The sequence below is a fragment of the Pedobacter sp. PACM 27299 genome (assembly GCF_001412655.1).
In the GTDB taxonomy this organism is placed as follows: Bacteria; Bacteroidota; Bacteroidia; order Sphingobacteriales; family Sphingobacteriaceae; genus Pedobacter.
Genome location: NZ_CP012996.1, coordinates 532,821 through 558,431 on the forward strand (window position 1 = coordinate 532,821; position 25,611 = coordinate 558,431).

21 protein-coding genes are annotated in these 25,611 nt (G+C 42.0%); 13 read left to right on the forward strand and 8 right to left on the reverse strand.

Going from position 1 to position 25,611, the window contains the following annotated elements:
• Window positions 1-49: 49 nt before the first annotated feature.
• Window positions 50-754: a hypothetical protein gene (locus AQ505_RS02250; RefSeq protein ID WP_062546680.1), complete on the reverse strand. Its 705-nt coding sequence runs from the start codon at window positions 752-754 to the stop codon at window positions 50-52.
• 695 nt (window positions 755-1,449) lie between these two features.
• Here AQ505_RS02250 and AQ505_RS02255 point away from each other — a divergent pair.
• Together AQ505_RS02255 and AQ505_RS02260 are read left to right on the forward strand one after the other, a co-directional pair.
• Window positions 1,450-4,635 carry a SusC/RagA family TonB-linked outer membrane protein gene (locus AQ505_RS02255; protein ID WP_062546681.1) on the forward strand — a complete coding sequence of 1,062 codons (3,186 nt, stop codon included), beginning with the start codon at window positions 1,450-1,452 and terminating at the stop codon, window positions 4,633-4,635.
• Window positions 4,636-4,658: 23 nt separating this feature from the next.
• Entirely contained in the window at window positions 4,659-6,311 is a 1,653-nt protein-coding gene (locus AQ505_RS02260; protein ID WP_197286287.1) for a RagB/SusD family nutrient uptake outer membrane protein, read from the forward strand.
• A gap of 95 nt (window positions 6,312-6,406) precedes the next feature.
• Here AQ505_RS02260 and AQ505_RS02265 read toward each other — a convergent pair whose 3' ends face one another.
• Entirely contained in the window at window positions 6,407-6,859 is a 453-nt protein-coding gene (locus AQ505_RS02265; RefSeq protein WP_062546683.1) for an Lrp/AsnC family transcriptional regulator, read from the reverse strand.
• Window positions 6,860-7,014: 155 nt separating this feature from the next.
• On the opposite strand from AQ505_RS02265, the gene rocD reads away from it, so the two are divergent.
• Window positions 7,015-8,286 carry an ornithine--oxo-acid transaminase gene (gene rocD / locus AQ505_RS02270; RefSeq protein ID WP_062546684.1) on the forward strand — a complete coding sequence of 424 codons (1,272 nt, stop codon included), beginning with the start codon at window positions 7,015-7,017 and terminating at the stop codon, window positions 8,284-8,286.
• A gap of 149 nt (window positions 8,287-8,435) precedes the next feature.
• On the opposite strand, the gene dxs is transcribed toward rocD, so the two are convergent.
• Window positions 8,436-10,364, reverse strand: a complete 1,929-nt coding sequence (gene dxs / locus AQ505_RS02275; RefSeq protein WP_062546685.1) for a 1-deoxy-D-xylulose-5-phosphate synthase — start codon at window positions 10,362-10,364, stop codon at window positions 8,436-8,438.
• A 93-nt stretch (window positions 10,365-10,457) separates the two neighbouring features.
• Between dxs and glyA the strand changes: the two genes are divergently transcribed.
• From glyA to AQ505_RS02290, 3 genes are read left to right on the forward strand one after another with little or no spacing between them, the layout of a single operon-like run.
• Window positions 10,458-11,729: a serine hydroxymethyltransferase gene (gene glyA, locus AQ505_RS02280; protein ID WP_062546686.1), complete on the forward strand. Its 1,272-nt coding sequence runs from the start codon at window positions 10,458-10,460 to the stop codon at window positions 11,727-11,729.
• A 19-nt stretch (window positions 11,730-11,748) separates the two neighbouring features.
• Window positions 11,749-13,038 (forward strand): PAS domain-containing protein, encoded by a 1,290-nt coding sequence (locus AQ505_RS02285; RefSeq protein ID WP_062546687.1) that lies wholly within the window; start codon window positions 11,749-11,751, stop codon window positions 13,036-13,038.
• Window positions 13,011-14,510: a PAS domain-containing hybrid sensor histidine kinase/response regulator gene (locus AQ505_RS02290; RefSeq protein ID WP_062546688.1), complete on the forward strand. Its 1,500-nt coding sequence runs from the start codon at window positions 13,011-13,013 to the stop codon at window positions 14,508-14,510. Before AQ505_RS02285 ends, AQ505_RS02290 begins: the two co-directional genes overlap by 28 nt.
• 304 nt (window positions 14,511-14,814) lie before the next feature.
• On the opposite strand, the gene AQ505_RS02295 is transcribed toward AQ505_RS02290, so the two are convergent.
• From AQ505_RS02295 to AQ505_RS02315, 5 genes are all read right to left on the reverse strand, one after another.
• Window positions 14,815-15,513, reverse strand: coding sequence for a ComF family protein (locus AQ505_RS02295; RefSeq protein WP_062546689.1), 699 nt, complete (start codon window positions 15,511-15,513; stop codon window positions 14,815-14,817).
• A gap of 46 nt (window positions 15,514-15,559) precedes the next feature.
• Entirely contained in the window at window positions 15,560-16,609 is a 1,050-nt protein-coding gene (gene rlmN / locus AQ505_RS02300; RefSeq protein WP_062546690.1) for a 23S rRNA (adenine(2503)-C(2))-methyltransferase RlmN, read from the reverse strand.
• Between the two features lie 101 nt (window positions 16,610-16,710).
• Complete coding sequence (gene rluF / locus AQ505_RS02305; RefSeq protein ID WP_062546691.1) at window positions 16,711-17,775, reverse strand: 23S rRNA pseudouridine(2604) synthase RluF; 1,065 nt, start codon at window positions 17,773-17,775, stop codon at window positions 16,711-16,713.
• A gap of 84 nt (window positions 17,776-17,859) precedes the next feature.
• The gene (locus AQ505_RS02310; protein WP_062546692.1) at window positions 17,860-18,357 is read right to left on the reverse strand and encodes a DinB family protein; all 498 of its coding nucleotides are present in this window, start codon (window positions 18,355-18,357) and stop codon (window positions 17,860-17,862) included.
• Between the two features lie 24 nt (window positions 18,358-18,381).
• Window positions 18,382-18,702, reverse strand: coding sequence for a DUF6266 family protein (locus tag AQ505_RS02315; RefSeq protein WP_157262173.1), 321 nt, complete (start codon window positions 18,700-18,702; stop codon window positions 18,382-18,384).
• A gap of 24 nt (window positions 18,703-18,726) precedes the next feature.
• Between AQ505_RS02315 and AQ505_RS02320 the strand changes: the two genes are divergently transcribed.
• From AQ505_RS02320 to AQ505_RS02350, 7 genes are all read left to right on the forward strand, one after another.
• On the forward strand, window positions 18,727-19,905 hold the full coding sequence (locus tag AQ505_RS02320) for an amidohydrolase family protein (RefSeq protein ID WP_062546694.1): 1,179 nt from the start codon (window positions 18,727-18,729) through the stop codon (window positions 19,903-19,905).
• Entirely contained in the window at window positions 19,906-20,862 is a 957-nt protein-coding gene (locus AQ505_RS02325) for an NAD(P)H-dependent flavin oxidoreductase (protein WP_062546695.1), read from the forward strand.
• 2 nt (window positions 20,863-20,864) lie between these two features.
• Entirely contained in the window at window positions 20,865-21,137 is a 273-nt protein-coding gene (locus tag AQ505_RS02330; protein WP_062546696.1) for an acylphosphatase, read from the forward strand.
• A 3-nt stretch (window positions 21,138-21,140) separates the two neighbouring features.
• The gene (locus AQ505_RS02335; RefSeq protein ID WP_082461386.1) at window positions 21,141-22,625 is read left to right on the forward strand and encodes an oligosaccharide flippase family protein; all 1,485 of its coding nucleotides are present in this window, start codon (window positions 21,141-21,143) and stop codon (window positions 22,623-22,625) included.
• A 68-nt stretch (window positions 22,626-22,693) separates the two neighbouring features.
• Window positions 22,694-23,125 (forward strand): dUTP diphosphatase, encoded by a 432-nt coding sequence (dut, locus tag AQ505_RS02340; protein WP_062546697.1) that lies wholly within the window; start codon window positions 22,694-22,696, stop codon window positions 23,123-23,125.
• Window positions 23,126-23,139: 14 nt separating this feature from the next.
• A complete protein-coding gene (locus AQ505_RS02345) occupies window positions 23,140-24,834 on the forward strand; it encodes a tetratricopeptide repeat protein (protein WP_062546698.1) in 1,695 nt (564 codons plus the stop codon).
• Window positions 24,812-25,603 (forward strand): DUF4292 domain-containing protein, encoded by a 792-nt coding sequence (locus AQ505_RS02350; RefSeq protein ID WP_062546699.1) that lies wholly within the window; start codon window positions 24,812-24,814, stop codon window positions 25,601-25,603. Before AQ505_RS02345 ends, AQ505_RS02350 begins: the two co-directional genes overlap by 23 nt.
• Window positions 25,604-25,611: the final 8 nt, after the last annotated feature.

The following is a 25,611-nucleotide window of genomic DNA, read 5'->3' on the forward strand; positions in this document are numbered from 1 at the left end:
CTTGTTTAAACCGCCTCCGGTATAAAAACTGATCAGATCAGCGTTTTATTTAGAATGCAAAACCTACACGTAGACCAGTGATTACACTTGGGCTGATCGTGTTAGTGCTTCCTGCTGAATCAAATTTAGTAGTAGTAGTTGTGTTTCCAACTCTAGTTGTAGTTTCTGATTTACCTTGTTTTTCGTATGCGAAACCTAGACCTGCTTCAACACCTAAGAATAAGCGTTTTGCGATATAGTAATCCGCACCGATCACACCACGAAGACCGATAGAAGTATAGCTAGGAGCTTTAGCATCTATGAAAGTATCATTAGCGTAAGCACCAGTTGCAGGGCTACCAGCAAGGATAGCGTTTTCAGTTTTCACTTTAGAAGATCCTGTACCGAAAAGAAGGTCAGCACCTACATAAGGAGATAAACGTGCAGTACCTGCAAAGTGTTTCTCCACACCTAAGTTGATCAATACTTTAGTAGCAGATTCAGTGATGGTACCTTTGTTTCCATTAGGGCCGAAAACATTAGTTTTGTCATTTGTAGACTCTACGTTGAAACCTAAACGGAAAGCGATATCTTCTTTCTGGAAATAACGGAAACGTAACATTCCAGCGCCATCATTCAGTTTGAAGTTAGTTCTGTTTACACCACCAGTTAAACCAAACTCAGTAGTAACGTCACCTGCAACAGGTTTAAGATCTTGTGCTTGTGCTGCAGCTCCGAAAAGTGCAAGACCTGCAATAAGTAGTCCTTTTTTCATAATGTGTCTTTGTTGTTAAATAGATGTTAATTAACTAAAAAATTAAGAGGGCAAAAGTAGGCTTAATAGAATAATTTATGTCAATTTAGTGTCATTAGAGTGTTTGAGCTAGGTAACTGTCTGAAAGCCTGATTGCTATTTTTACACAAAACATCATTTTTGAAGCTTTGAATATCTGACCAATTAATTTAATACGTCAGTATTTGAGGGAAGAATAACTTTCAGAGATATAGGAATTTATTTGCTGGAAATTAGGTGTTTAAACGCAGTTTTTTAATTTTAGCCCTCCACAATAATCTGCCTGTTATCCACGTTTTGCAAATATTTTATTAAGAAAATAAAAAAGAAATGTAACGTTTTCAAAACACTCCCGAATCCCATTTCAAGGAAGACACAACCGTTTGCGCGGAAGGATCCAGATCCTTTCCGGTGATTATCGTTTAATGAAAATTAGAATGGGCGTATTCTAATTGGCTGCTTGTTTCTTAGTGTGCGCTAAGTGCTATAAACTAAATAGTTAGCTATACGATCTGAAAATGCAGTTTTTGTGATTTCGGAAATGATTGCTGCTAATTTCTTTATACGGCTGTATTCTACACAACCGTTTGCGTAAACCAAAGGCCTTTAAAGTACTTTAAATCGTGATTACTATACGTAACATTGATTTAATTTTTCTTTAACAACCAAATTCTATAATGAACAAAAACCAAATCTTTAAAACCACAGGGATTTGGGTTTTAATGGCAGTGATGCTCCTGTGTATGCAGGATGTATTAGCTGTGGTTAATCCCCAGTCTCAGAAAAACAACCTCAGGACTAACCTTGCTGATATCGTTGTGAAAGGAACCGTGAAAGACAGTCAAGGCCCCTTACCAGGTGTAACGGTAAGTCTAAAATCGGCACCTGGTCGTGGAACCAGTACTGATGCAAATGGAAATTATTCGATCAGCGTACCCGAAGATGGGGTGTTGGTTTTCAAGATGCTCAGCTATGCAGCGCAAGAAATTCCAGTAAATAAGCAAACGTCCATCAATGTTACTTTGGCTACGGAGTCAAATAACCTGGACGAAGTAGTGGTGGTAGCTTATGGTACACAGAAAAAAACCAGCTTAACTGGTGCTGTGGCCACGATCAGCCCAAAAACACTAGCCAATAGACCGGTAACTTCGGTTCAAAATGCATTACAGGGGGTAACTCCTGGATTGACCATCTTACAGCGCCCTGGCGATGTGGGTCGTCGTGATAATGGTACCTCAAGTGGTACCGGTACGATCAGTATTCGTGGTAGAAGCAGCTTGGCAGGATCTAGCAGTCCTTTTTATATTATTGACGGAATTCCTGCTACTGAACAGGAGTTTGCTTCCTTGAATCCTAACGACATTTCTGCAATGTCTGTATTGAAAGATGCGGCTTCGGCTTCTCTTTACGGAGCTAGAGCGGCGAATGGCGTGATTTTGGTCATGACAAAAAGAGGTACAGGAGAAAGAACAACGGTGAGCCTGAATGCAAATTATGGATGGCAGACGGCCGCTTATCTTCCGGAATTCGTGAACTCAGCAACCTATGCTACGCTATATAATGAAGCGCTGGTAAACGGCGGCGGTAAACCAACTTTTACAGCCAATCAAATTGAATTGTATAAAAATGGATCTCAACCAGACCTATATCCAAATACGGATTGGTTTGACCTGGCACTTAAAAAATCTGCACCTCAAAGAGACATTAACCTGAATATAAACTCTCCTGGTAAAGTAACAAGCACCTATTTAGGGCTTACCTATCTAGATCAGGAATCACTGATTCCGGGTAAAAAGCAAGACCGTATGGTGGGCAAGTTGAATACAGACAGTAAGATCGTTCCAGGTTTGCTGACTGTTGGAACCAATGTCTCTCTGATCAATCAAAACTATTCGCGTCAGGGTGGTGATCTGTCCTTCACAGAGTTGAGTCGTGCTTTGCCAATTACGGTAGCACGTCAGTCTGATGGCCAATGGGGATCAATCAGTAATGGTATCGCTTCTCCAAATATTGCCAAAAACAACCAATTGCGCAAAGTGGCAGAAGGGGGGCGTTCATGGGATAAAGACAATTACCTGCAGACAGCGGTAAATGCAAGTTTAACACCATTGAAAGGACTTTCGATTAATGGTTTGGCTTCCTTAAAATATTTCAACTCTAATTCCTGGAGCTTTGAAAATACCATGGCACCGGTGAATGATTTCTTAACGGGTAAGCCAATGGCAACTACTGCTCAGCCAATCAATGAAATGAAGGAATACTGGCGCAAGCGACAGGAGGTATTGCTGCAGGGTACCGTGGATTATCAGCGTACTTTTGGTGATCATTTTGGTAAAATTACTGCTGGTGCGAGTCAGGAAAGTAACGTAACCAGAAATGCTTTTATTGGTAGGAAAAACTTCCCTAACAATGAAATGACTACTGTAGGCAGCGGATCAACTAATCCTGAAGACATCAGTTCTGATGATAAAGGGCAGGCAAACCGCAGTTTACAGGAGGAATGGGCTATGCGCTCTCTTTTTGGTCGTTTCAACTATGTTTACGATGATAAATACCTTTTTGAAGCAAACATCAGGTTTGATTACTCTTCAAGATTTGCTGAACAAAAACGTAAGGCCGTTTTCCCTTCCTTCTCTGCAGGCTGGAATGTGAACAAAGAAGATTTCATGAAAGATATCAGCTGGATCAGTAACCTGAAACTTCGTGGCTCTTACGGTTCATTAGGAAATCAGGAAGTAGCGGGTATTGGAAACTATTACAATAAACTGCAAACGGGTTACGCTTATAGTTTTGAAGGCAATCCTCAGACAGGTGTTTATCAAAATAAATTACCTGATCCAAATACGACATGGGAAAGAGTATACATGACTGATTTCGGAATTGATGCGACTTTCTTTGGAGGAAAGCTGGACCTGGTTACGGATTATTACATTAAAGACACCAAAGATCTGTTGATGAGAATTCCTCGCCTGGCTACAATCGGTGTGGAGCTTGGTGGAACTAATACCGGATTACCATTGTCTAACGGTGCCTCCACCAGAAACAAAGGTTTTGAGATTGGCCTGACTTACAATGATAAGATTGGTGATGATTTCAGATTCAGCATTGGTGGTAACTTCTCTGTGATTAAAAATACAATTACTACACTAGGAAACGGAGAAGAATTTATTGAAGGCAGGTATATCCAAAGAATAGGCAATTCAATCGGTTCATTCTACGGTTATGAAGCGGAAGGTTTATTCGTGGATCAGGCAGATATTGACAACCATCCTTTCCAGACTGCGAATACCAAACCTGGTGACATCAAATATAAAGATGTGAATGGCGATGGTTTATGGACTCCAGCAGATCGTACTGTGATTGGTAATGATGTACCCTGGTTAAACTATGGTTTTAACCTAAGTGCAAACTACAAAAGCTTTGATTTTAACGTGATGACTTATGGTGTTGGTAATGTACAAACCTATTTCTCTGAAGAAGCGGCTTATCCTTTCTTCAATGGTGCTGGTGTGAAAACAGCTTGGGAAAATAGATGGACTCCGGAAAATCCTGATGCAAATGCAGATTTCCCTCGCATATTAACTTCTGGAGATGGTAAGCATAACTACAATGAAACATCTTCATTTTGGTTGTTTAATGCTTCTTATTTCAGAATCAGAGCCATCACATTGGGTTATACTTTCCCTCAGTTAGCGGTTAAAAAACTAGGTATGACTAACCTTAGGGTGTATGCCAGTGCAAACAATCCATTCACTTTTATGGCAGATAAACGCCTGAAGGATTTTGATCCTGAATCGGCTTCACAGAGAGCCGCTTATCCTGGTCTTAAAACCTGGTCAGTTGGTTTAAGTGCAGCGTTTTAATGGACCTATTAATATTAAGAAAAATGAAGAAAAGATCATCAATATATTTACTTACAGGTTTGTTGACATTGACGTCAATTACCGCCTGTCAAAAAGATTTCCTGGAAAGACCTCCATTGAACGAATTGTCGGAAGCTACCTTTTGGAAGAGCGAGAATGATGTTTATCAGGCAGTAATGGGTGTTTATGCTAAAATGCCTGGTGACGGAATTATTTACGATGATGGTGCGACAGACAATGCCCATGTGCAAAATGCCTGGGAAAGTACTGCAAGCAGTGTTTCTGCCGGAACCATGTCTTCTACAGAAGATGCGGGATGGAATTATCAAGACATCCGTCGTCAGAATTATTTTCTTGAAAATGCAGATAAAGTAACTGTCATCTCTGCAGAATTACTGGAAAGATATACAGCAGAAGTTCGTTTCATGCGCGCTTATGCTTATTTCAGACTGATGAGCACTTTTGGTGATGTGCCATTAGTGACCAAAGTTTTAGCTTTAGGAGCAGAGAACCTTCCAAGAACACCTAAGAAACAGGTATTGGATTTCATCCTTTCTGAGTTGGAAGCCGTATCAAAAGTGCTTCCTGCTCAATATGGTGGTGGTAAACCAAATGAAAAAGGCAGGATCACTAAGGGCGCTGCTTTAGCATTGAAAGCCCGTGCTTACTTATATGATGGACAATACCAGCAGGCAGCTGATGCAGCTGCAGCTGTAATGGGTCTGGGTTATGATTTGTTTAGCACCACAGACGTAGAGAAAAATGATGCCTTAGATGATTACAGCAAATGGGTAGATTTTGCCGATGACAAAGACAAGACTAATTTCCTTAAAGGATTGCGTAATTATGAACGTCTTTTCTACCAGAAGAGCGAAGGTAACATCGAAGTGATTTTAGACCGTCAGCAAATTCCACAAATTGATGCCAATAGCTTAAATACTTATTTGCCTCCTGCAACATTGGGTGGCTGGAGTTCTGTAACGCCAACACAGTCGATGGTAGACGCCTATGGTAATTACAAAACAGGAGAAGCAATTGTTCCTGTAGACCCTGTTCAACGTGCAGCTTGGTATGAAAATGATAAAGCAGCATTTGCTCAGGAATACAAAAACCGCGATCCCCGTTTTTATGCAAGTATCTTATTTGATGGTGCAGAATGGAATGGGATAGAAGCCGACTTCACCTTTAACTGGGTTGCGGGAAATAACTTCTCCAGGACAGGCTATAATTTCCGTAAAATGGTAGATCCTTCGGTTTATGAAGCACAGATTGACAACCATGCCAACGTAATCTTAATCCGCTACGCAGAGATCTTATTGACCTATGCTGAGGCTAAGAATGAGGTTTCTGGTCCGGATAATACCATCTATGAAGCTTTAGATAAGATCAGAACCCGTGCAGGAATGCCATTGGTAAACCGTACTAAATATGCGTCGAAAGAAACATTAAGAGCGTTTATCAGAGCAGAGCGTAGAGTAGAACTTGCTCTGGAAGGTCAGCGTTATATGGACATCAGAAGGTGGAAAATTGCACCAGATGTGATGAAAAGCATAAAAGATGTTAAAAATAGTCAGATTCAACAACGCGTATGGTCTGATAAATTATACCAGATGCCGGTTCCTCAAGCCGAAATCGACAAGTCAAAAGGGGTATTGGCACAAACCCCTGGATACTAATCCAAACTGTTGTTCCGAAAAATAAATCAGCTGAAGGCCGTTCCTCGAAAGAGGTAAACGGCCTTCTAAATTATAGACAAAATTATTGTATCAGCTTATAAGATGATGTTCCTTTTGAAGGCACAGCCCAGCTCAATGATAGAATCGGTTTTGGCGATTCCAGGGATGTTGTCTATTTTTTCATAAAGTACTTTTCTCATGTGCTCATGATTTTTCGCCATAATCTTGATATACAGGGTGTACACGCCAGTGATGTAATAACATTCTGTGACCTCCGGGATTTTCTTTAATTCTTCAATAATCCGGTCTGAATCATGGTCTTTTTCCAGTGCAATGCCTGTGAAAGCGCCCCAATCATAGCCGATCTTTTTCTCATCCAATACCGGTTTAATTCCAGTGAGGATGCCATGCTCGGTTAGCCGGGATATGCGTTGATGCACCATCGTATTTGATACGCCTAAGGCAGTGGCAATAGCGGAATAGGCCATGCGTCCATCCTTTTCCAATTGTTTTAAGATCTGAATATCAAATTCATCAATAGCCTCCATTAATGTGTGTTTTTTAGATTTCGTTTATGCTTCGAATATCGAATTTTTAATTTAAATAGAATTTTTTAGGCGTATAATAAGTCAAATTATCCTTTTTTTAGTGTTAAATAATAAATATCACTACCTTAGTCGTCTACCCAATAATATAGTAAATAATGAGTATTGCAGCAAATTTAAGTAAAGCCGAAGCGCTAATCGAAAAAGAAAACAAATACGGTGCCCATAACTACCATCCTTTACCAGTGGTGCTGGAAAGAGGAGAAGGAGTTTTCCTTTGGGACGTAGCAGGTAAGAAATATTACGATTTCCTTTCGGCTTATTCGGCTGTAAACCAAGGTCATTGTCACCCAAGGATTATTGAAGCATTAAAACGTCAGGCAGAAAAATTAACGCTGACTTCCCGTGCTTTCTACAATGATAAATTAGGTGATTTTGAAGAATTTCTTAGCCAGCTGTTCGGTTATGATAAAGCATTGATCATGAATTCTGGTGTGGAAGCGGTAGAAAGTGCCATGAAGCTGTGCCGAAAATGGGCCTATCAGGTGAAAGGTATTCCTGCTGATCAGGCAACGATCGTTTTTGCCAATGGGAACTTCCATGGCCGTACAATTTCTGTGATCTCTGCATCTGATGATGAAAGTGCAAGAAACAATTTTGGTCCTTTTGTGGGTGGAATTGCACGTGTTCCTTATAACGATGCAGATGCTTTCGAAGCACTTTTGAAACAAAATAAAAATATTGCAGGGTTTATTGTGGAACCCATTCAGGGGGAAGCAGGGGTAGTGGTACCCGATGCGACTTACTTGCCACGCATCAAAGCTTTATGTAAAGCATATAATGTGCTTTTTATTGTAGATGAAATTCAGACCGGTATTGCCCGTACGGGTAGCATGCTGGCCTCTTATGAGGTGAATCCAATAGATAAAAGCAGTCAGCCGGACATGATCATCCTGGGTAAAGCGATTTCAGGTGGAGTATTGCCAGTTTCAGCAGTTTTAGCGAACGATGAAGTGATGCTGACCATCAAACCGGGTGAACATGGTTCTACTTATGGCGGGAATCCATTAGCATGTGCAGTGGCACGTGAAGCCATGCAGGTGGTGATAGACGAGAATCTGGCTGAAAATGCCGCTAAGTTAGGACAGGTATTGAGAAATGGCCTGGAAGATATTGCCAAAAGAATAGGTATCATTGAACTGGTGAGAGGAAAAGGATTGCTGAATGCCATCGTGATCTATTGTCCGGAAGATTCTAATATGGCATGGGACATCTGTGTTAAATTCCAGGAGCATGGATTGTTGGCAAAACCTACTCAGGGTAATAAGATCCGTTTGGCGCCTCCATTGGTGATCACCGAAGCGCAGATCAAAGAATGCCTGGTCATCATTGAAAAATCATTAATGGAATTTGCTCACAAAGCCAATTAAACGGGCGAGAAAAAACGGTTAAAACCATATTGGTCCACATAAATCTTGATCATTAATCAAGCGATAAAGAAAAAGGCCTGTTCATCTAAAAATGAACAGGCCTTTCTTGTAGCGTATAGATCCTGAAACAGGAAAAAAATGTTATTCTTCTAAGAGGCGATCGTTGCCGTTGTTCTCCTCACAGCGTTTTTTTTTACCACAGTAATGATGCCTGCTTTATCATAACCACAAAGTGCCCATAATTCCTGTTGCTCACCATGGTCAATAAACTCATCAGGGATACCTAAGCGGGTTACATTGGCATTGTACTGGTGATCTGCCATAAACTCTAATACCGCGCTTCCCAGGCCGCCTTGCAGACAACCATCTTCTACGGTGATGATATTTTTATAGCGTTTAAACACATCATGCAATAAAGCCTCATCTAATGGTTTCACAAAACGCATATCGTAATGTGCCGGATGAATGCCTTCGCTGTTTAGTTCTTTGCAAGCTTCCACAGCAAAATTACCCACATGACCGATGGTCAGTATGGCCACATCTTCACCATCACATATTTTGCGGCCTTTACCAATTTCTAATGCTTTGAAAGGACGTTTCCAATCTGTCAGCACCCCATTTCCTCTCGGATAACGGATAGAAAACGGACCTTGATTCTCCAATTGTGCGGTATACATGAGGTTTCTGAGTTCTTCCTCATTCATTGGAGCTGCAACGGTCATATTTGGAATACAGCGCATGTAAGCTAAATCATAAGCGCCATGGTGTGTAGCCCCATCAGAACCTGCAAATCCTGCGCGGTCTAAACAGAACACCACATTCAGATTTTGAATGGCCACATCGTGGATGACCTGATCGTAAGCCCTTTGCATAAAGCTGGAATAGATATTACAGAAAGGAACCAGTCCTTGTGTAGCTAGTCCGGCAGAAAAAGTAACGGCATGCTGCTCTGCAATACCGACATCAAATGCACGGTTAGGCATGGCTTTCATCATGATGTTCATCGAAGAACCTGATGGCATTGCAGGGGTGATGCCCACAATCTTTTTATTCTCTTCCGCAAGTTCTACCAGGGTATGCCCGAAAACATCCTGATATTTTGGTGGCTGAGGTTTATCTACTGCTGCTTTCTTGATTTCACCGGTAATCTTATCGAATAATCCTGGTGCATGCCATTTGGTCTGGTCTTTTTCCGCAAGGGCGAAACCTTTTCCTTTAACCGTCACACAATGCAACAGTTTCGGGCCTGGAATGTCCTTTAAATCGCGGATCACCTGTGCCAGACGCACCACATCATGACCATCTACCGGACCAAAATACCTGAAGTTTAACGATTCAAATAGATTGCTTTGGTTTAATAAAGTGCCTTTAATGCTTTTTTCAATTTTCTTCACAAACTTATGGGCATTTGGTCCCAGTTCAGAAAGCTTAATTAAAACATTAGAAATGTCATCGCGGAAGCGATTGTATGATTTAGAAGTCGTAATATTCGTTAAATATTCCTTTAAAGCGCCAACATTGGGATCGATAGACATACAATTGTCGTTCAGGATCACTAGGAGGTTGGAGTCTTCAATGCCGGCATGGTTCAAGCCTTCGAAGGCCAGACCTGCGGTCATCGCACCATCGCCGATTACGGCTACGTGCTGGCGGTCAGTTTCTCCCTTATAATGAGAGGCAACGGCCATACCTAGTGCTGCGGAAATAGAGGTAGAAGAGTGGCCAACACCGAAGGTATCGTATTCACTTTCACTGATTTTCGGAAATCCGCTGATCCCATCAAGGATGCGGTTGGTATGGAATACTGACTTCCTTCCGGTCAGGATTTTGTGTCCGTAAGCCTGGTGGCCAACGTCCCAAACCAGCCTGTCATAAGGCGTATTTAACACGTAATGTAAGGCTACAGTGAGTTCCACTACACCCAGACTTGCGCCAAAATGCCCTCCGTTTACACTCACTACATCAATGATGTACTGGCGTAGTTCCTGACAAATTTGTTCGAGATCTTCTTCTTTATACTGCTTTAAATCAGCAGGATAATTTATGTTTGGTAATAATGGACGGGTGATATCTTCCATGCAGTGTTTTATAGAATAGAACTACAAAGTAAGGTATTTTGTTACCAAACTAAGAAGGAAAATCGTTAATTTTACAAATTAATACTTCAATAAATGACTAGAGATACTTTAATTTTTGATTTGATTGACAGGGAATTGGACCGTCAGGAAAATGGCTTGGAGCTGATTGCTTCTGAAAACTTTGTGAGCAAGCAAGTAATGGAGGCCGCAGGATCATGTTTAACCAATAAATATGCTGAAGGCCTTCCAGGAAAAAGATACTATGGCGGCTGCCAGGTAGTGGATGAGGTAGAAACCATCGCTATTGAGCGTGCAAAGCAACTTTTTGGAGCTGAATGGGTGAACGTACAACCGCACTCAGGCGCACAGGCAAATGCAGCAGTAATGCTTGCTGTGATCCAGCCGGGAGATAAAATCTTAGGATTTGACCTTTCTCATGGCGGGCACTTAACACACGGTTCTCCGGTTAACTTTTCAGGAAAATTGTATCAGCCATTGTTTTATGGAGTAAAGAAAGAAGATGGTTTAATCGACTATGCTAAACTGGAAGAAATCGCGCTAGCGGAACGTCCTAAGTTGATTATTTGCGGTGCTTCTGCTTATTCAAGAGAGTGGGACTATGCTTTTATCCGCAGTGTAGCTGATAAAATCGGCGCATTGGTATTGGCAGATATCTCTCACCCGGCAGGTATGATTGCCCGCGGTTTATTGGCCAATCCACTTCCTCATTGCCATATCGTAACGACAACTACTCACAAAACCCTTCGCGGTCCTCGTGGTGGTATGATCATGATGGGCAAAGATTTCGAAAATCCTTTCGGAATTAAAACTCCTAAAGGTGAAACCAGAATGATGTCCTCTGTTTTAGATATGGCGGTATTCCCAGGAACACAGGGTGGACCATTGGAGCACATCATTGCAGCCAAAGCAATTGCTTTCGGTGAGGCATTGAGCGATGAATATCTGACTTATATCACACAGGTGAAAGCCAATGCTCAGGCGATGGCTAAAGCTTTCGTATCCAGAGGTTACGGAATTATTTCGGGTGGTACAGATAATCATTTAATGCTGATCGACCTGCGCAACAAAAATATAACTGGTAAAGCAGCGGAGAATGCGCTTGAAAAAGCAGATATTACCGTGAATAAAAATATGGTTCCTTTTGACGATAAGTCGCCTTTTGTAACTTCAGGTATCCGTGTAGGCACTGCAGCCATCACCACCAGAGGTTTTAAAGAAAAAGATATGGAAACCATTGTTGATCTGATTGATCAGGTGATTACGAATTCTGAGGATGAGAATAATTTAAGCGCGGTAAAAGAAAAAGTAATTCAGCTGGTAAGTCAGTTTCCCTTGTACAAATAAACAGGAAGAACTTGCTTAAATGCTAACGAATAACCCTACTTCATCAACTTATGAAATGGAACGCTTAAGGGCGTTGCAGGACTGTGATATATTGGATACTCCTCCAGAACAGGAGTTCGATAACATTACCAAGCTGGCCAGCTTGATCTGCAATACTCCTATAGCCATCATTGCATTGGTTGATGAAGATCGGTTATGGTTTAAATCTGTGATTGGCCTGAACTGTAAACAGCTGCCAAGAAGCTTTTCATTCGCTGAGCAAGCGATTCAATCTGATCATATTTTTGAAGTTTGTGATGCCACCGAGGATGAACGCTTTAGTTTGCATCCTTCAGTAATCGACGACCATCACCTGAGGTATTATGCTGCGGCACCCTTAATTGATGAAGATGGCTACCGCTTAGGCACCATCTGCGTATTTGATCAGCTGCCTAGGGCAATGACTCCCGCACAAAAAGAAGGTCTTGAGATCCTCGCCAAAGAAGTCATCACCCATATTTCCCTTCGAAAAAAAGCAAAAGAACTGAGCCTTAAAGCCCAGCGCTTTGAAGAACTGCTCAACATCTCTACCGTATCCCCCGAAATTCATTGCATCCTGGACGATAAGGGCGAACTGCTGTTTGTCAACAATGCCGTCACTACGGTGCTGGAATATGAAGTGGAGGAAGCAATTGGCTTAACTGTCTGGACATTCTGCTACCCTGAAGATATTGATCGCGTGGTCGAAGCCCTGGAATCAGGACTTGCTGATGGCACAAAACAATTCAATATTGATTTCAGGATTGTCACCAAAAGCGGTTTAATCCGTTGGTTGAGCTGGAATATGGTTTGTAAAAACAAACGTTGGTACGCTTACGGAAGAGACATTACGGAGAATAAAAGAGTAGAAAATGAACTGATGAAACTCTCTTTCGTGGCGAGTAAAGTGAACAATGCTGTGGTGATCAATGATTCGGATAACCATGTGACCTGGGTGAATGCAGCCTTTGAGAAAATTACCGGTTTTACGCTGGAAGATATGAAAGGGAAACGCCTTGGCGATTTAATCCAGGGCCCGGGAACGGATCTGGAATTGATTGAACAGGCAAGAGAGCTCACCAATAGACATCAGTCTTTTACGGTTGATCTGCTGGCTTACCGTAAAGATAAACAGCCCATCTGGCTGTCCATCTATAATACCGTAGTCTTCAATGACGAAGGTAAGGTAGAAATAGAAGTGGAAATTATCCTCGACATTACAGAAAAAAGAAAGCGGAAGAAGAATTACAGCTGCTTTCTCTGGTGGCCAGTAAAACGGATACCGGTGTAAATATTTCGGATGGCGAAGGTTTTACTACCTGGATCAACCATTCTATGGAAAAGTTGACCGGTTATACGTTGAACGAATTACAGGGACGCCGTTTAGGAGATATTCTTTCCAAAGATGAAGCACAGCGGGAACTCATTGTGGCTTCCAGAAAGAAAGCCAACAACAGAGAGTCCTATTCCATCGAAGTACAGGCAAAAACGAAATCCGGAGAGCCCATCTGGCTTTCTGTTTCTAATACGCCAATCGTAAATGAGAAAGGAAAAGTAGAACGCCAGATCGACCTGATTACCGATATTTCCCAAAGGAAGCAGGTAGAAAAGGAAATGGTAGAAGCCAAAGAACAGGCCCTGCAGCTGAGTGCCGCAAAAGAAATGTTCCTGTCGGTGATGAGCCATGAAATCAGAACGCCCTTAAATGCGGTGATCGGAATGGCGCACCTGTTACTGGACAATGATCCTAAAGAATCACAATTACCTGATTTAAACTTGCTGCGCTTTTCGGCAGAGAACCTGTTGAATATCATTAATGATATCCTGGATCTCACCAAAATGGAAACCGGAAATGTACAGCTGGAAACCATTCCATTTAGCATTAAAACCCTTGCCTCTGATGTGATCAATTCTTTACAGATGAATGTGATCGCCAGAAATAATAAGCTGGAGCTGAGTTGTGATGAAAATATCCCGCAATATGTTAAAGGGGATAAAACACGTTTGTATCAGGTACTGATGAACCTCCTGGGTAATGCTATTAAATTTACTCAGGACGGAAAAATTCTATTGGAAATCAAAATGCTTTCCGAAGAAAAAGATCGGGTGTTGCTTCATTTTGAAGTGAGAGATACAGGTATTGGCATTGCACAGGAAAAGCTGGCTTATATCTTTCAGCCTTTTATTCAGGCAAGAACTGATATTTCCAGAAAATATGGAGGTACCGGATTGGGCTTAACGATCACCAAAAAAATGCTGGAACTATATGGTTCAGATATACAGGTAGAAAGTGAAGAAGGGAAGGGGACGGCTTTCCATTTCAACATCTCTTTTGAAAAAGCGAATGATTATGTGCCTCAGGTAAAAGTATTCACCGAGCCGAATATGTTTACGGATAAACGGATTCTTGTGGTAGACGATAATGAGATCAATGCCTTAATCGCCAAACGTATTTTTGGTAAATGGGGACTCAATCTTGATTTTGCCATTACCGGAGAAGAAGCCCTGGATAAAGTACGCGATAATGTATACGACCTGATCTTTATGGACATTAAAATGCCCGGAATTGATGGTTTCGAAGCCACTACGCTGATCAGAGCGATGGATGGTGATTATTTTAAGCAAGTGCCTATTCTTGCTTTAACCGCTTCTACCTTACACGATGAACACAATAAGTTTTCAGAGTCTGGAATGAACGGACATATCTTAAAGCCTTTCAAACCGGAAGACATGAGGAATATTCTTTCAGAATACCTGAGCTAAACACCGCATTCTTCAAAACACCGTAGCAGATTTCAAGAAAATTTTAAGGAGTAAAAGCAGATTTATTAGAAATGATAAAGGGCCGATATTTCACGAGTGTGAAGCTATCGACCCTTAAATTAACGCTCTCAAGGTCAAAGTAACGGAATATATTTGAGTATTCAAAATATTTATAGAATAATTTATAAATAAAAGTAAAAGGCCGGCATTCCTATTCGGAAATGTCGGCCTTTACCATCTAAATTAACGCTCTCAATTATAATAACGACTGATAAAGAAGAATGTTTTAGAAAGCCTCTGTTTTTTATGTCACAAAGGCTAAGGCGGCGATACTGATTTTTTCAGGCCTGGCTTTAAGCAATGCGATGGCGCAGGCTTCCAGAGTAGCGCCGGTAGTGAGTACATCATCAATCAATAATAAATGCTGGTCTGCTAATTCTTCCGGATGCTGAAGGTCAAAGGCGGCCGACATATTTTCAAAGCGTAGTAATCTGCCTTTGTTGGTCTGGCTGTCTGTAGCCGCTTTACGTAAAAGGTGCTTAGTGCTGATTGGCGTTTTGAGTACCAGCGAGATGCCCTGTGCAATATGATAACTTTGGTTGTATCCGCGTTTTTTTAATCTTTTGTTGTGAAGTGGGACAGGGATCAGGAAGTCTATGCCTTGATAAAAGGGGGAACTGAGCAGCCTTTCTCCAAGCAGGATGCCCATACGGATCCCCAGTTCCGGTTGATTGCTGTATTTTAAATGATGGATGAGTTGCTGTACGGTTCCGGCCTTTTTGAAAAATAGCATCGCCATTGCGGCATTACAGGGGATGCGTCCCCAGAATTGCCTGGCCACTAAATTTTCGGGATGCAGGTGGTGATCCGTATAGGGCAAGCCATGCAGACAGGTACTGCAGATGTAAATTTCACCAGCAACTAAAGGCAGGGCACAGCCCAAGCATGTTGCCGGAAAGAGCAAATGTAATAAGTCTAGAAAACTGTTTTTTAGAAAGGGCATGGGCTAATCTATGAGAATTAGCCATTGCCTGGTTGAAATCCGGTGTTTAGTTCTGCTCCTTTACGGCCAGCTGACCACAAGCGGCATCAATATCCTTACCTCTGCTTCTTCTGATATTGGTGTTTACCCCCTGGCTTTTCAGGTAAGCAGAGAAAGCATCGATCTTGTCGCCTTCCGCATTCAGGAATGCCGCAAACTGAATCGGGTTGTACTCGATTAAGTTTACTTTACAAGGCACGTGTTTACAGAATTTAGCGAGCTCCATGGCATCCTCAATCTCATCATTGAAGTTATTGAAGACAATGTATTCGTAAGTAATCGGGTTCTTCGTTTTAGAGAAATAGTATTTTAAAGCTTCTTCCAATGCTTTCAATGAATTCTGCTCATTGATCGGCATGATTTCATTTCTTTTCTTGTCATTGGCAGCATGCAGTGAGATGGCAAGGTTAAATTTAACCCCATCATCACCTAATTTCTTGATCATCTTGGCAATACCGGCAGTAGATACTGTAATGCGCTTGTACGACATATTAAGTCCGTCTGGAGCAGTAATGCGGTCGATAGATTTCAATACATTGGCATAGTTCAGCAATGGTTCGCCCATGCCCATATAAACGATATTCGTTAAGGGCGCATTGTAGTTTTTCTTCGCCTGCTGATCAATCAGAACCACCTGATCGTAGATTTCATCTGCATTCAGGTTACGTTTACGGTCCATATATCCTGTAGCACAGAATTTACAGGTTAAACTGCAGCCTACCTGTGAACTCACACAGGCGGTCATACGTTCTTCCATAGGAATCAGTACACCTTCTACAATATTGCCATCGTACAGTCGGAATGAACTTTTGATGGTGTGGTCATTACTAAATTGTGAGTTATTTACTTCAACTACATTGATCGCATAGTTTTCATCTAGTTTCTTTCTAAGGTCTTTAGAAAGGTTACTCATTTCCTCAAAGGAACGCGCAGATTTCTCCCATAGCCATTGGTAAACCTGTTTGGCACGGTAAGAAGGTTCCTGCATGTTTGTAAAGTGTTGTTGCAGCTGAGGAAGGTCCAGTGAACGTATGTCTGTTTTTTTTGTAGTAAGCATTTGATGCAAAGTTACCTAAAAAAAGAATAAGCGAGCAAAAATTGATTTTGCCCGCTTAAAATGTATGGGTTTACTGCCGGATTATGACAGTCAAATTATGTTTAACGCTTTGGTCCTCTGCTTTTTCCAGGTGCGCCAGAGTTTCCTCTTGAAGGTCTGACTGGTCTTTTGCTTGGGCCATTGGTTTTGTTCCAATCGGTTGTACTTGAAGCACCGCGGTAAGGAGTACCAGTTTTTTTATCTGCTCTTGGTTTACCGGAAGCTGCTCTTGGTCTGCCTTCTGATTCTGATCTTGGATCTGCTGATCTCGCTCCAGCTGATCTAGGACCGCCCGATCTTGGGCCGCCTGGTCTGCCAGAAGAATTTTTTCTTGGCGCAACTAATTCTTCGAAATCTGGGTTTACTGGTTTCTTACTTGCTTTTTTCGCTGCTGATGCGGCTTCTAAAGAACTTGATTTCGCCACAAGATTGAATATCTCTGTTTGCTCTGCTGGGCTAAGCTCTCTCCATTCGCCAACAGGAATGCCTTTAAGCGTGATGTTCATGATTCTGGTACGCTCCAGTTTGGTCACCTCAAATCCGAAATGTTCACACATTCTTCTGATCTGACGGTTTAATCCCTGAACAAGCACAATCTTGAAAGTAAATGTACTTTCTTTAGTCACTTTACACTTTTTGGTCATCATGCCCAATACAGGAACACCTTTGCCCATTCCAGCGATAAACTGCTCAGTAACCGGTTTATTAACGGTGACTACATATTCTTTCTCATGGTTATTTCCAGCACGAAGAATCTTGTTGACGATGTCTCCGTTATTGGTTAGGAAAATCAATCCTTGTGAATCTTTGTCCAAACGACCAATCGGGAAAACCCGCTCGCTATGGTTTACATGATCCACCATATTGCTTTTTACACCGGCTTCAGTAGTACTGGTAATGCCTACAGGTTTATTATAAGCGATCAAGATAGAGTTTTCAACTTCTTTTGGTTCAATGGTCTGGCCATTCACCGTAACGATATCCCCGAAAAATACCTGGTCGCCTACCTTGGCTTTCCGGCCATTGATAAATACATTTCCTTGTTCTATGTATCTGTCTGCGGCTCTTCTGGAGCACAGACCGCTCTCACTAATGTATTTATTTAATCGGGTGGTAGAATCAGACATGGGTATGGGTATAAATTGTTTCAGTTTACAAAGAAATCAAAATATACCCACATAAACTATCAAAATATTGTAAAGCTGTGGCTTTTAAAAATTAGTATCGTCCGCACTAGGGCCGTAACTGCCCGGAATTGGGATGTCTAATAACCTTAGAAAGACGCCTAGCTGTGCCCTGTGGTGGATAATTTGAGATAAGGTGTGTCTGATCAGGCTTCCCTTTGTGAACGTAGAATAAATTTGCTCCCCATTTCGCAAAACCCAGGGTTCCGGCAAGATTTCTTCTTTTGCTGTTGCTAAGTGTGAACGTCCGTCTTCCAGAGAGGTTTCAAAAAATGCCATCAGCTCGGTATTGGTTTTCAATTCTTTTGGCGTGTAAGGTTCAGTGCCAAAGTCCAGTTCGTCTGTCGTTACGGCATAGGTAATCCAGGTTGGCAATTCTGCAATATGACTGGCAAGTGCTTTAACGGTCATGCTTTTTGGGTGTGGCTGCCAATCGAATTTTTCCGTTGGTACAATAGCCAGCATTTTACGTGTAGTTTGAGCCTCCTGCTCGAATTCTTCCAGAAACATTTTAATGATATCCATGTTGTTTTGTTTTAACGGTTTTAATTATAAAACAAAGAAAAGAGGGGAGAGTGACAGCCCTATGTCAGGAGCTTTTTTATTTTTCTTCTTCAGCAAAGGAGCCCGCATGTACACTGTTCGAAATCTCCTGTCCATCTTTTCTTTTTCCAGCTTGGCAGGACAGGAACTGGGGTTATTTGCAGGAATAAGCGTACCTATACTCAGCAAAGCTTTAGGATAATCCAGGCTGATGTTTGGATATTCACCTGTTAAGGCATGCTTTTTATGATAAGCAAGCGCTTCATTGTACGCATTTCTATTCGTGTTTGCTACCCGGATCGATGCTGCAGACAAGCTATATTTCAAGAAAAATATCTTTCCTTTGTGGGTATGACTACCCACATCTCTGCCACTTATATATACCCTGTAAATTCGGAACCTTTGAAAGAAGGGGTCATTTCATTTGATGATCATGGTCTGATTCTGGAAATCCTAACGGCTGCGGAAGCGGAATTGAGAGGAATTAAAGACATTAAGTTCTATGAAGGTATTTTGGTTCCCGGATTTGTCAACACGCATTGCCATCTGGAGCTCTCCCACCTGAAAGGAAAAATTGCGAAACATACCGGACTGCCGGGATTTGTAGAACAGGTGATCCGACAAAGACAGGCGGGTGATGAGGAAGTGATTGATGCCATGGCAATCGCAGATAGCGCAATGTATGCCCAGGGAATTGTTGCCGTAGGCGATATTTCAAACAAGCTGATCTCTAAGGAAGTCAAAGAAATCAGTGGGATCTACTACCATACTTTTATAGAAGCAATGGGTTTTAACCCGGAAAAGGCGGTCGATATTATGGAGGCAGCAAAGGTCATGAAAAAAGCTTATCAGCCTTTAAAAGCGTCGATCGTTCCCCATGCTCCCTATTCGGTATCCGATAATTTATTTGCGGAGATCAGGAAAGTAGCCGAAGAAAATCAGGACCTGATCAGTATTCATAATCAGGAGACCCTCGAAGAAAATGAATTCTTTGAACATAAATCGGGCAGTTTTTTAAAGCTGTATGAATTCCTGGGATTAAATATTGACTTTTTCAAAGCCACAGGGAAAACCTCGCTGCAGTCTTATTTGCCAAAGCTTTCTCCTGCTTTAAAAACACTATTGGTACACAATACCATGAGCAAGCGGGCTGATCTGGACTTTGCAAAAGCGAATCACCCTGCTTTGTATTGGTGCTTATGCCCGAATGCCAACCTATATATAGAAGATAAATTGCCGGAGCTGCCGCTCTTTCTGGAAGCCGGACTAAAGATTACGCTGGGTACAGACAGTCTGGCCAGTAACGATCAGCTGAGTATCGTAGAAGAAATGAAAACTTTACAGCAGAATTTCCAAATTCCTTTATCAACTTTGCTGAGCTGGGCTACCATAAATGGCGCCGAATTTTTAGAAGTTGAGGATCGTTTTGGTAGTTTAGCCATTGGAAAAAGTCCGGGGATTAATCTCCTTGAATTTGTGGATAAAGATGGGGAAATGTGGATTACTGGCAAGATTAAAAGATTAGCATAGATGGAAAACAGAATCAGCAGCTTATTTAAAATTAAATATCCGATTATTCAGGCAGGAATGGTTTGGTGCAGTGGATGGCGATTGGCTGCTGCGGTGTCAAATGCAGGAGGCTTGGGGATCATCGGCGCTGGTTCCATGTACCCGGAAGTACTAAAAGAACATATTCAGAAATGTAAACAGGCAACTGCGCATCCTTTTGCAGTCAACGTACCTTTACTGTATCCCAATGTGGAAGAGATCCTGCAGATCATTGTGGAGGAAGGCCTGAAAATTGTGTTTACCTCGGCAGGAAATCCAGCTACCTGGACCAGTTTTCTGAAAGAAAAAGGCATCCTTGTAGTACACGTAATTGCCAATACCAAGTTCGCTTTAAAAGCGGAAGCTTGCGGCGTTGATGCCATCGTGGCTGAGGGCTTTGAAGCTGGCGGACACAATGGAAGAGAAGAAACGACGACGCTGTGTTTAATCCCAATGGTTGCTAAAGCGGTAACCATCCCGGTAATCGCTGCCGGTGGAATTGGAAGCGGTGCTGCGATGCTTGCTGCATTTGCCTTAGGCGCGGAAGCGGTTCAGATTGGATCAGCCTTTGCTATTGCAGAAGAATCTTCTGCCCACCCGAATTTTAAATCGGAAATCCTTGCCGCCACAGAAGGAGATACAAAACTTCGCATGAAAAAACTGGTTCCTGTGCGCCTGCTAAAAAATTCTTTTGCCGAAGCGGTGGCTCAGGCAGAAGCGGAAGGTGCAGATACAGAAAAGCTGCAGCAACTTTTAGGTCGCGCAAGGGCGAAATTAGGTATGTTTGAAGGAAATATGGAGGAAGGAGAACTGGAAATCGGACAGGTATCGGCCATGTTAAAGGAAATTAGACCAGCAGCAGAGATCCTGCAAAGCATCTGGCAGGAGTTTTTAACAGAAAAAGAAAGAATCAATAGGTTAGATTTTAGATCAATATAATAATGAAACACATCAACATAAGAGTTACCGGAAAGGTGCAGGGGGTATCCTTTAGAGAGACCACAAAAGCAATCGCAGATCAAATGGGCGTCCGCGGAATAGTTAAAAATGAGAAAGATGGTACCTTATACCTGGAAGCTGAAGGCGATGATGCTTCTTTAGAAGTTTTTGAAGAATGGTGTAATGAGGGACCTGACAGGGCAAAAATTGAAACGGTAGAAGTAACTCCTGGAGAACTGAAGGGCTACCGTAATTTCGAAATCATCAAGAAGTAACGCGTGTCTGTCATCAAGAAATTCCTCAGTCAGACTGCCATCTACGGTTTAAGTACTGTATTTTCCAGGCTGTTTAACTTTATCCTGACCCCGATTTATACCAGCAAATTTGCTGCGGGAACGTATGGTATTTTCACCACAATGTATGCCTATGCCTCAATGATCAATGCAGTATTGGCATTCGGGATGGAGAGTACCTATTTCAGGTACCTCAATAAACATGAGGATAGAAAACAGGAGGTATACAACAACTCCTTCCTGGTGATCGCTTTTATTTCCACGCTGTTTTTAATTACAGGTTTTGTCTTATCAAACCCGATCGCGGCCTTTTTAACAGATGATCCTAAACAACTTGCAGATTATAAACATTATGTGCAGTTCTTTATTGGTATCCTGTATATCGATGCGATTTGTGTGATTCCATTTGCCAAATTGAGAGCAGATGAAAAAGCATTTAAGTACAGTCTGATCAAGTTCCTGAATATTGGCTGCTTCGTAGGTTTCAACTTATTATTTATCTATGTCATCCCATTGATGATTAAAAATCAATGGCCAATGGCCGAATGGCTTTCATCCTGGTACCGCGGTGTATGGGTAGGTTATGTATTTATGGCCAATCTAATTGCTAGTGTGGTCACTTTTCTGATGCTGCTACCGGAGTTTTTGAAACTTCAGTTGAAGTTCGATAAAGAACTTTTCGGAAAAATGTTTTCTTATTCATGGCCGGTATTGATCGCCAATCTTTCCTTTATTGTGAATGAAAACCTGGATAAGATTGTATTGAGCAGGTTATTGCCGGATGCTATTGCGGATTACGAAGTCGGCATTTATGGTGCGGTTTGTAAACTGGCCATCTTCATCAGTATCTTCGTAACCGCCTTTCGTTTAGGGGCAGAACCTTTCTTTTTCAGTCATGCTAAAAAGGAAAATGCAAGACAGACTTACGCCATCATCCTGCATTATTTTGTGATCGCATTGGTGGTGTTATTTGTGGGCTTAATTGCCAATATTGAAATCTTGAAACACTTTATCACCAATCCGGAATACTGGGTGGGCTTACCTGCGGTGCCTTATTTACTATTCGGTTATGTCTGTTTGGGCATATATTCCAACCTTTCTATCTGGTACCGCTTATCGGATCAAACCCGTTTTGGCTTATATATTTCCCTGGTTGGCGCATTGATTACCATTGTGTTCAACTTTGTGCTGATTCCAAAATTCAGCTATATGGGCTCTGCATGGGTTTCCATGCTGGCGTATTTTGTAATGATGGTGATCTCCTATATATTAGGCCAGAAATATTATCCGATACCCTACAATTTGAAAAGAATCCTTTCTTACTTAATCATATCGGTGGTACTGGTGGTATTATCTTTCTGGGTATTCAATAGAAATATTTACATTGGAAATCTGCTGCTGCTTGCATTTATAGGCGGCATCACCTATTTGGAAAAAGACCAGCTGAAGGCTATATTATTTAAAAAGTAAAAACAATTATAATGAAGGTGAGCGCTTCCTGTAAAGATCGCTTCATCAAGAAAAACAAATAAATGACCATGAAAATCAATATCATTAATCACTCAGGACACGCTTTACCTCAATATGAAACTGCTCATGCGGCAGGAATGGACATGCGTGCGTTTGTAGAAACTGAAATCACAATTAAACCTTTACAGCGCATTTTGATCCCAACAGGACTGCACATTGAGTTGCCTGTAGGTTTTGAGGCACAAATTCGTCCACGCAGTGGATTGGCTTATAAACATGGCATTAGTATTGTGAATTCGCCGGGAACGATCGATGCAGATTACCGCGGAGAGATTAAAGTGCTATTGGTCAATCTATCTGATACTGATTTTGTAGTGAACAATGGCGATCGCATCGCACAAATGGTGATTGCGAAACATGAAACCATTTCATGGGAAGCGGTAGAAGAATTGTCGGACACTGCACGTGGTGCTGGTGGTTACGGCCATACTGGTAAATAAAAAATATAACAACGATGAAGCAAAGGTCTCTTTTACTGTCATTACTTCTTGCAGGCGCTGCTGCTGCGGCACAACAGCCTGTAAATCCAAAATTGGATAGTACTGAAGTGAAGACCCTTTTCTTCGCCGGACTGCGGGAAAAGCTAAATGAAAATTACAGCAAGGCAGGGGAGAGCTTTCAGAAAATTCTGACGCTGGATCCAAACAATGCCGCAGTTTACTATGAAATTGCAAGTCTCAATTACCGCCAGAACAAATTGCAGGAAGCTGAGGCGGCCATCAAAAAATCAGTTGCACTGGATGCCAATAACCTCTGGTATTGGAAAATGATGGCGGAGCTGTATAAGCGCAAAGGCGATATGGGTGGACTGATCAACGTTTTTAACGAATTGATTCGCCTTTCGCCCGACAATGATGCTTTCTATTATGACAAAGGAAACGCTTATCTGTTGCTGGGGAAAACCACGGAAGCCTTCAGAACGTATGATGAGCTGGAAAAGAAATTTGGGGTCTCCAAGGCGCTGATCCAGGCGAGACAGCGGATCGACCTGGGCAACAAGAAAACGGCCACCAAGGCCGAAATGGAAAATATGCTTTCCGCAGGAGCTGATGATGTACCGGGAATGCTGGACCTGAGCCAGACGATGGTGGAGAAAGGGCAAATGGAAAATGCCGTCCTGCTGCTTAAAAAAGCAAAAAGTATCAGCCCGGAAAATTATGAAATCGACCTGGCACTAGCCGATTATTACCAAAATACAAAAAATAGTAACGAAGCCGGATTAGCGCTAAGAACAGCTTTCGCCAATCCGGAAATGCCGACCCAAAGGAAGGGGAAAATCATCCTGATGATTGCGGGTACTGCAAAAAACAATGCACACTTAGAAGAGGCCATTACCTTAACAAAGTTAGCCCTGGAAAGCTCAGCCAATGATCCAAATATGATGGCACTTTATGGCGATCTACTGTATCAAAAGGGAGATTTATCCGACGCGTTACAGCAATATCAGGAAGTGCTGAAAGTAAGTGATCAGCTGTATCCGGTTTGGGAACGCGTATTGACGATTCAAAATAACTTAGGAAAATATAAGGATGCTGCCAAAAGTGGGGAAGAGGCCCTGGGCATTTTTCCGAATCAGGGAATCCTTTATTATTACCTGGCTTTCGCCCTGCATCGCGATCAGCAGAATGTGGAAGCGATGACCAACATCAAGGCTGCTTTGCAGATGGATGGTGACAATCCCGCGCTTCAAGCCCTTATTTTTGCGCTGCAAGGGGAGATCTTTCTCGATGAACAAAAGTTTTCTGAAGCCAATACGGCTTTTGATAAGGCGGTGAAGCTGGCCCCAAAAAATTACCTGCTGTTAAATAACTATGCTTTTTATCTGGCCCTGAGCAACCAGGATCTGGCAAAAGCAGAAGATTTGGTGGCAAAGGCGGCAGCGGCGATGCCCGGAAATACTTCTGTAGCGGATACTTATGCACTGGTACTGTTAAAGCGAGGAAAATATGAGGCCGCGAAACCTTGGGCAGAAATTGCCATACAGCATGATGGTGCCGGCAATGGACTGTACCTGGAGCATTATGGCGACATCCTGTTTTTAACAGGAGAGCGCGAGGCGGCACTGGTACAATGGCAGAAAGCAAAGGCTGCAGGAAATGATTCTCCCAACTTAAACAGAAAAATTAATGAGAAGAAATATATTAAATAGCTTAGTTTTTTTGGCGTTGTTATCGCTGAGTACGGCTTGTAAAACGAAGAAAAAGATCGTCGTTGTGGCACCTCCGGTAACTGGAGTGGCCCCGGTAAATTCGGAAAAACTGGAAACGTTAAACCTGCTGCAAAGCAAGGATATTTCTTATACTACTTTGTCGCTGAAGGGAAAGGCAAAGTTGGAGATGAATGGAAACTCCAATAATGTAAGTATTAACATCCGCATCCGTAAAGATGAAGGGATCTGGGTATCCATTACCGGTGCATTCGGAATCGAAGGAGCCAGAGCATTGATTACTCCAGATAGCATCAAAGTGCTGAATAAACTACAAAGCGTTTATCTAGCGAAGCCTTTTAGCTATGTGCACCGATATACAAATCCACAGGTCACTTATAAATTATTACAGGCAATTTTATCAGGCAATACCATTCCTGAATTCATGACTGCCAATGCGGATTTGAAGGATAAAAATGGCCTTTGGCAAATCAATGGCGAAGATGCAGATCTTGCCTACCGTGCCTTGTTCAATACCTTGTTTAAAGTTTCGGAGTATGAGTTGAACGATCTGAAATCTGCGAAAGCGATGAAGGTAGTTTATGGGGATTATCAAAATATGAATGGTACGCTCTTTCCTACAGCCCTTCAGATCAATTCTATGTCAGGAAAGCAAAATATCGCGCTGAATATTGATTTTTCAAAGGTTGAAAGCAATCTTCCGGTGGAGTTTCCGTTTAATGTTCCAGGGAAGTATGAAGTAATAGACTGATTTTTTTT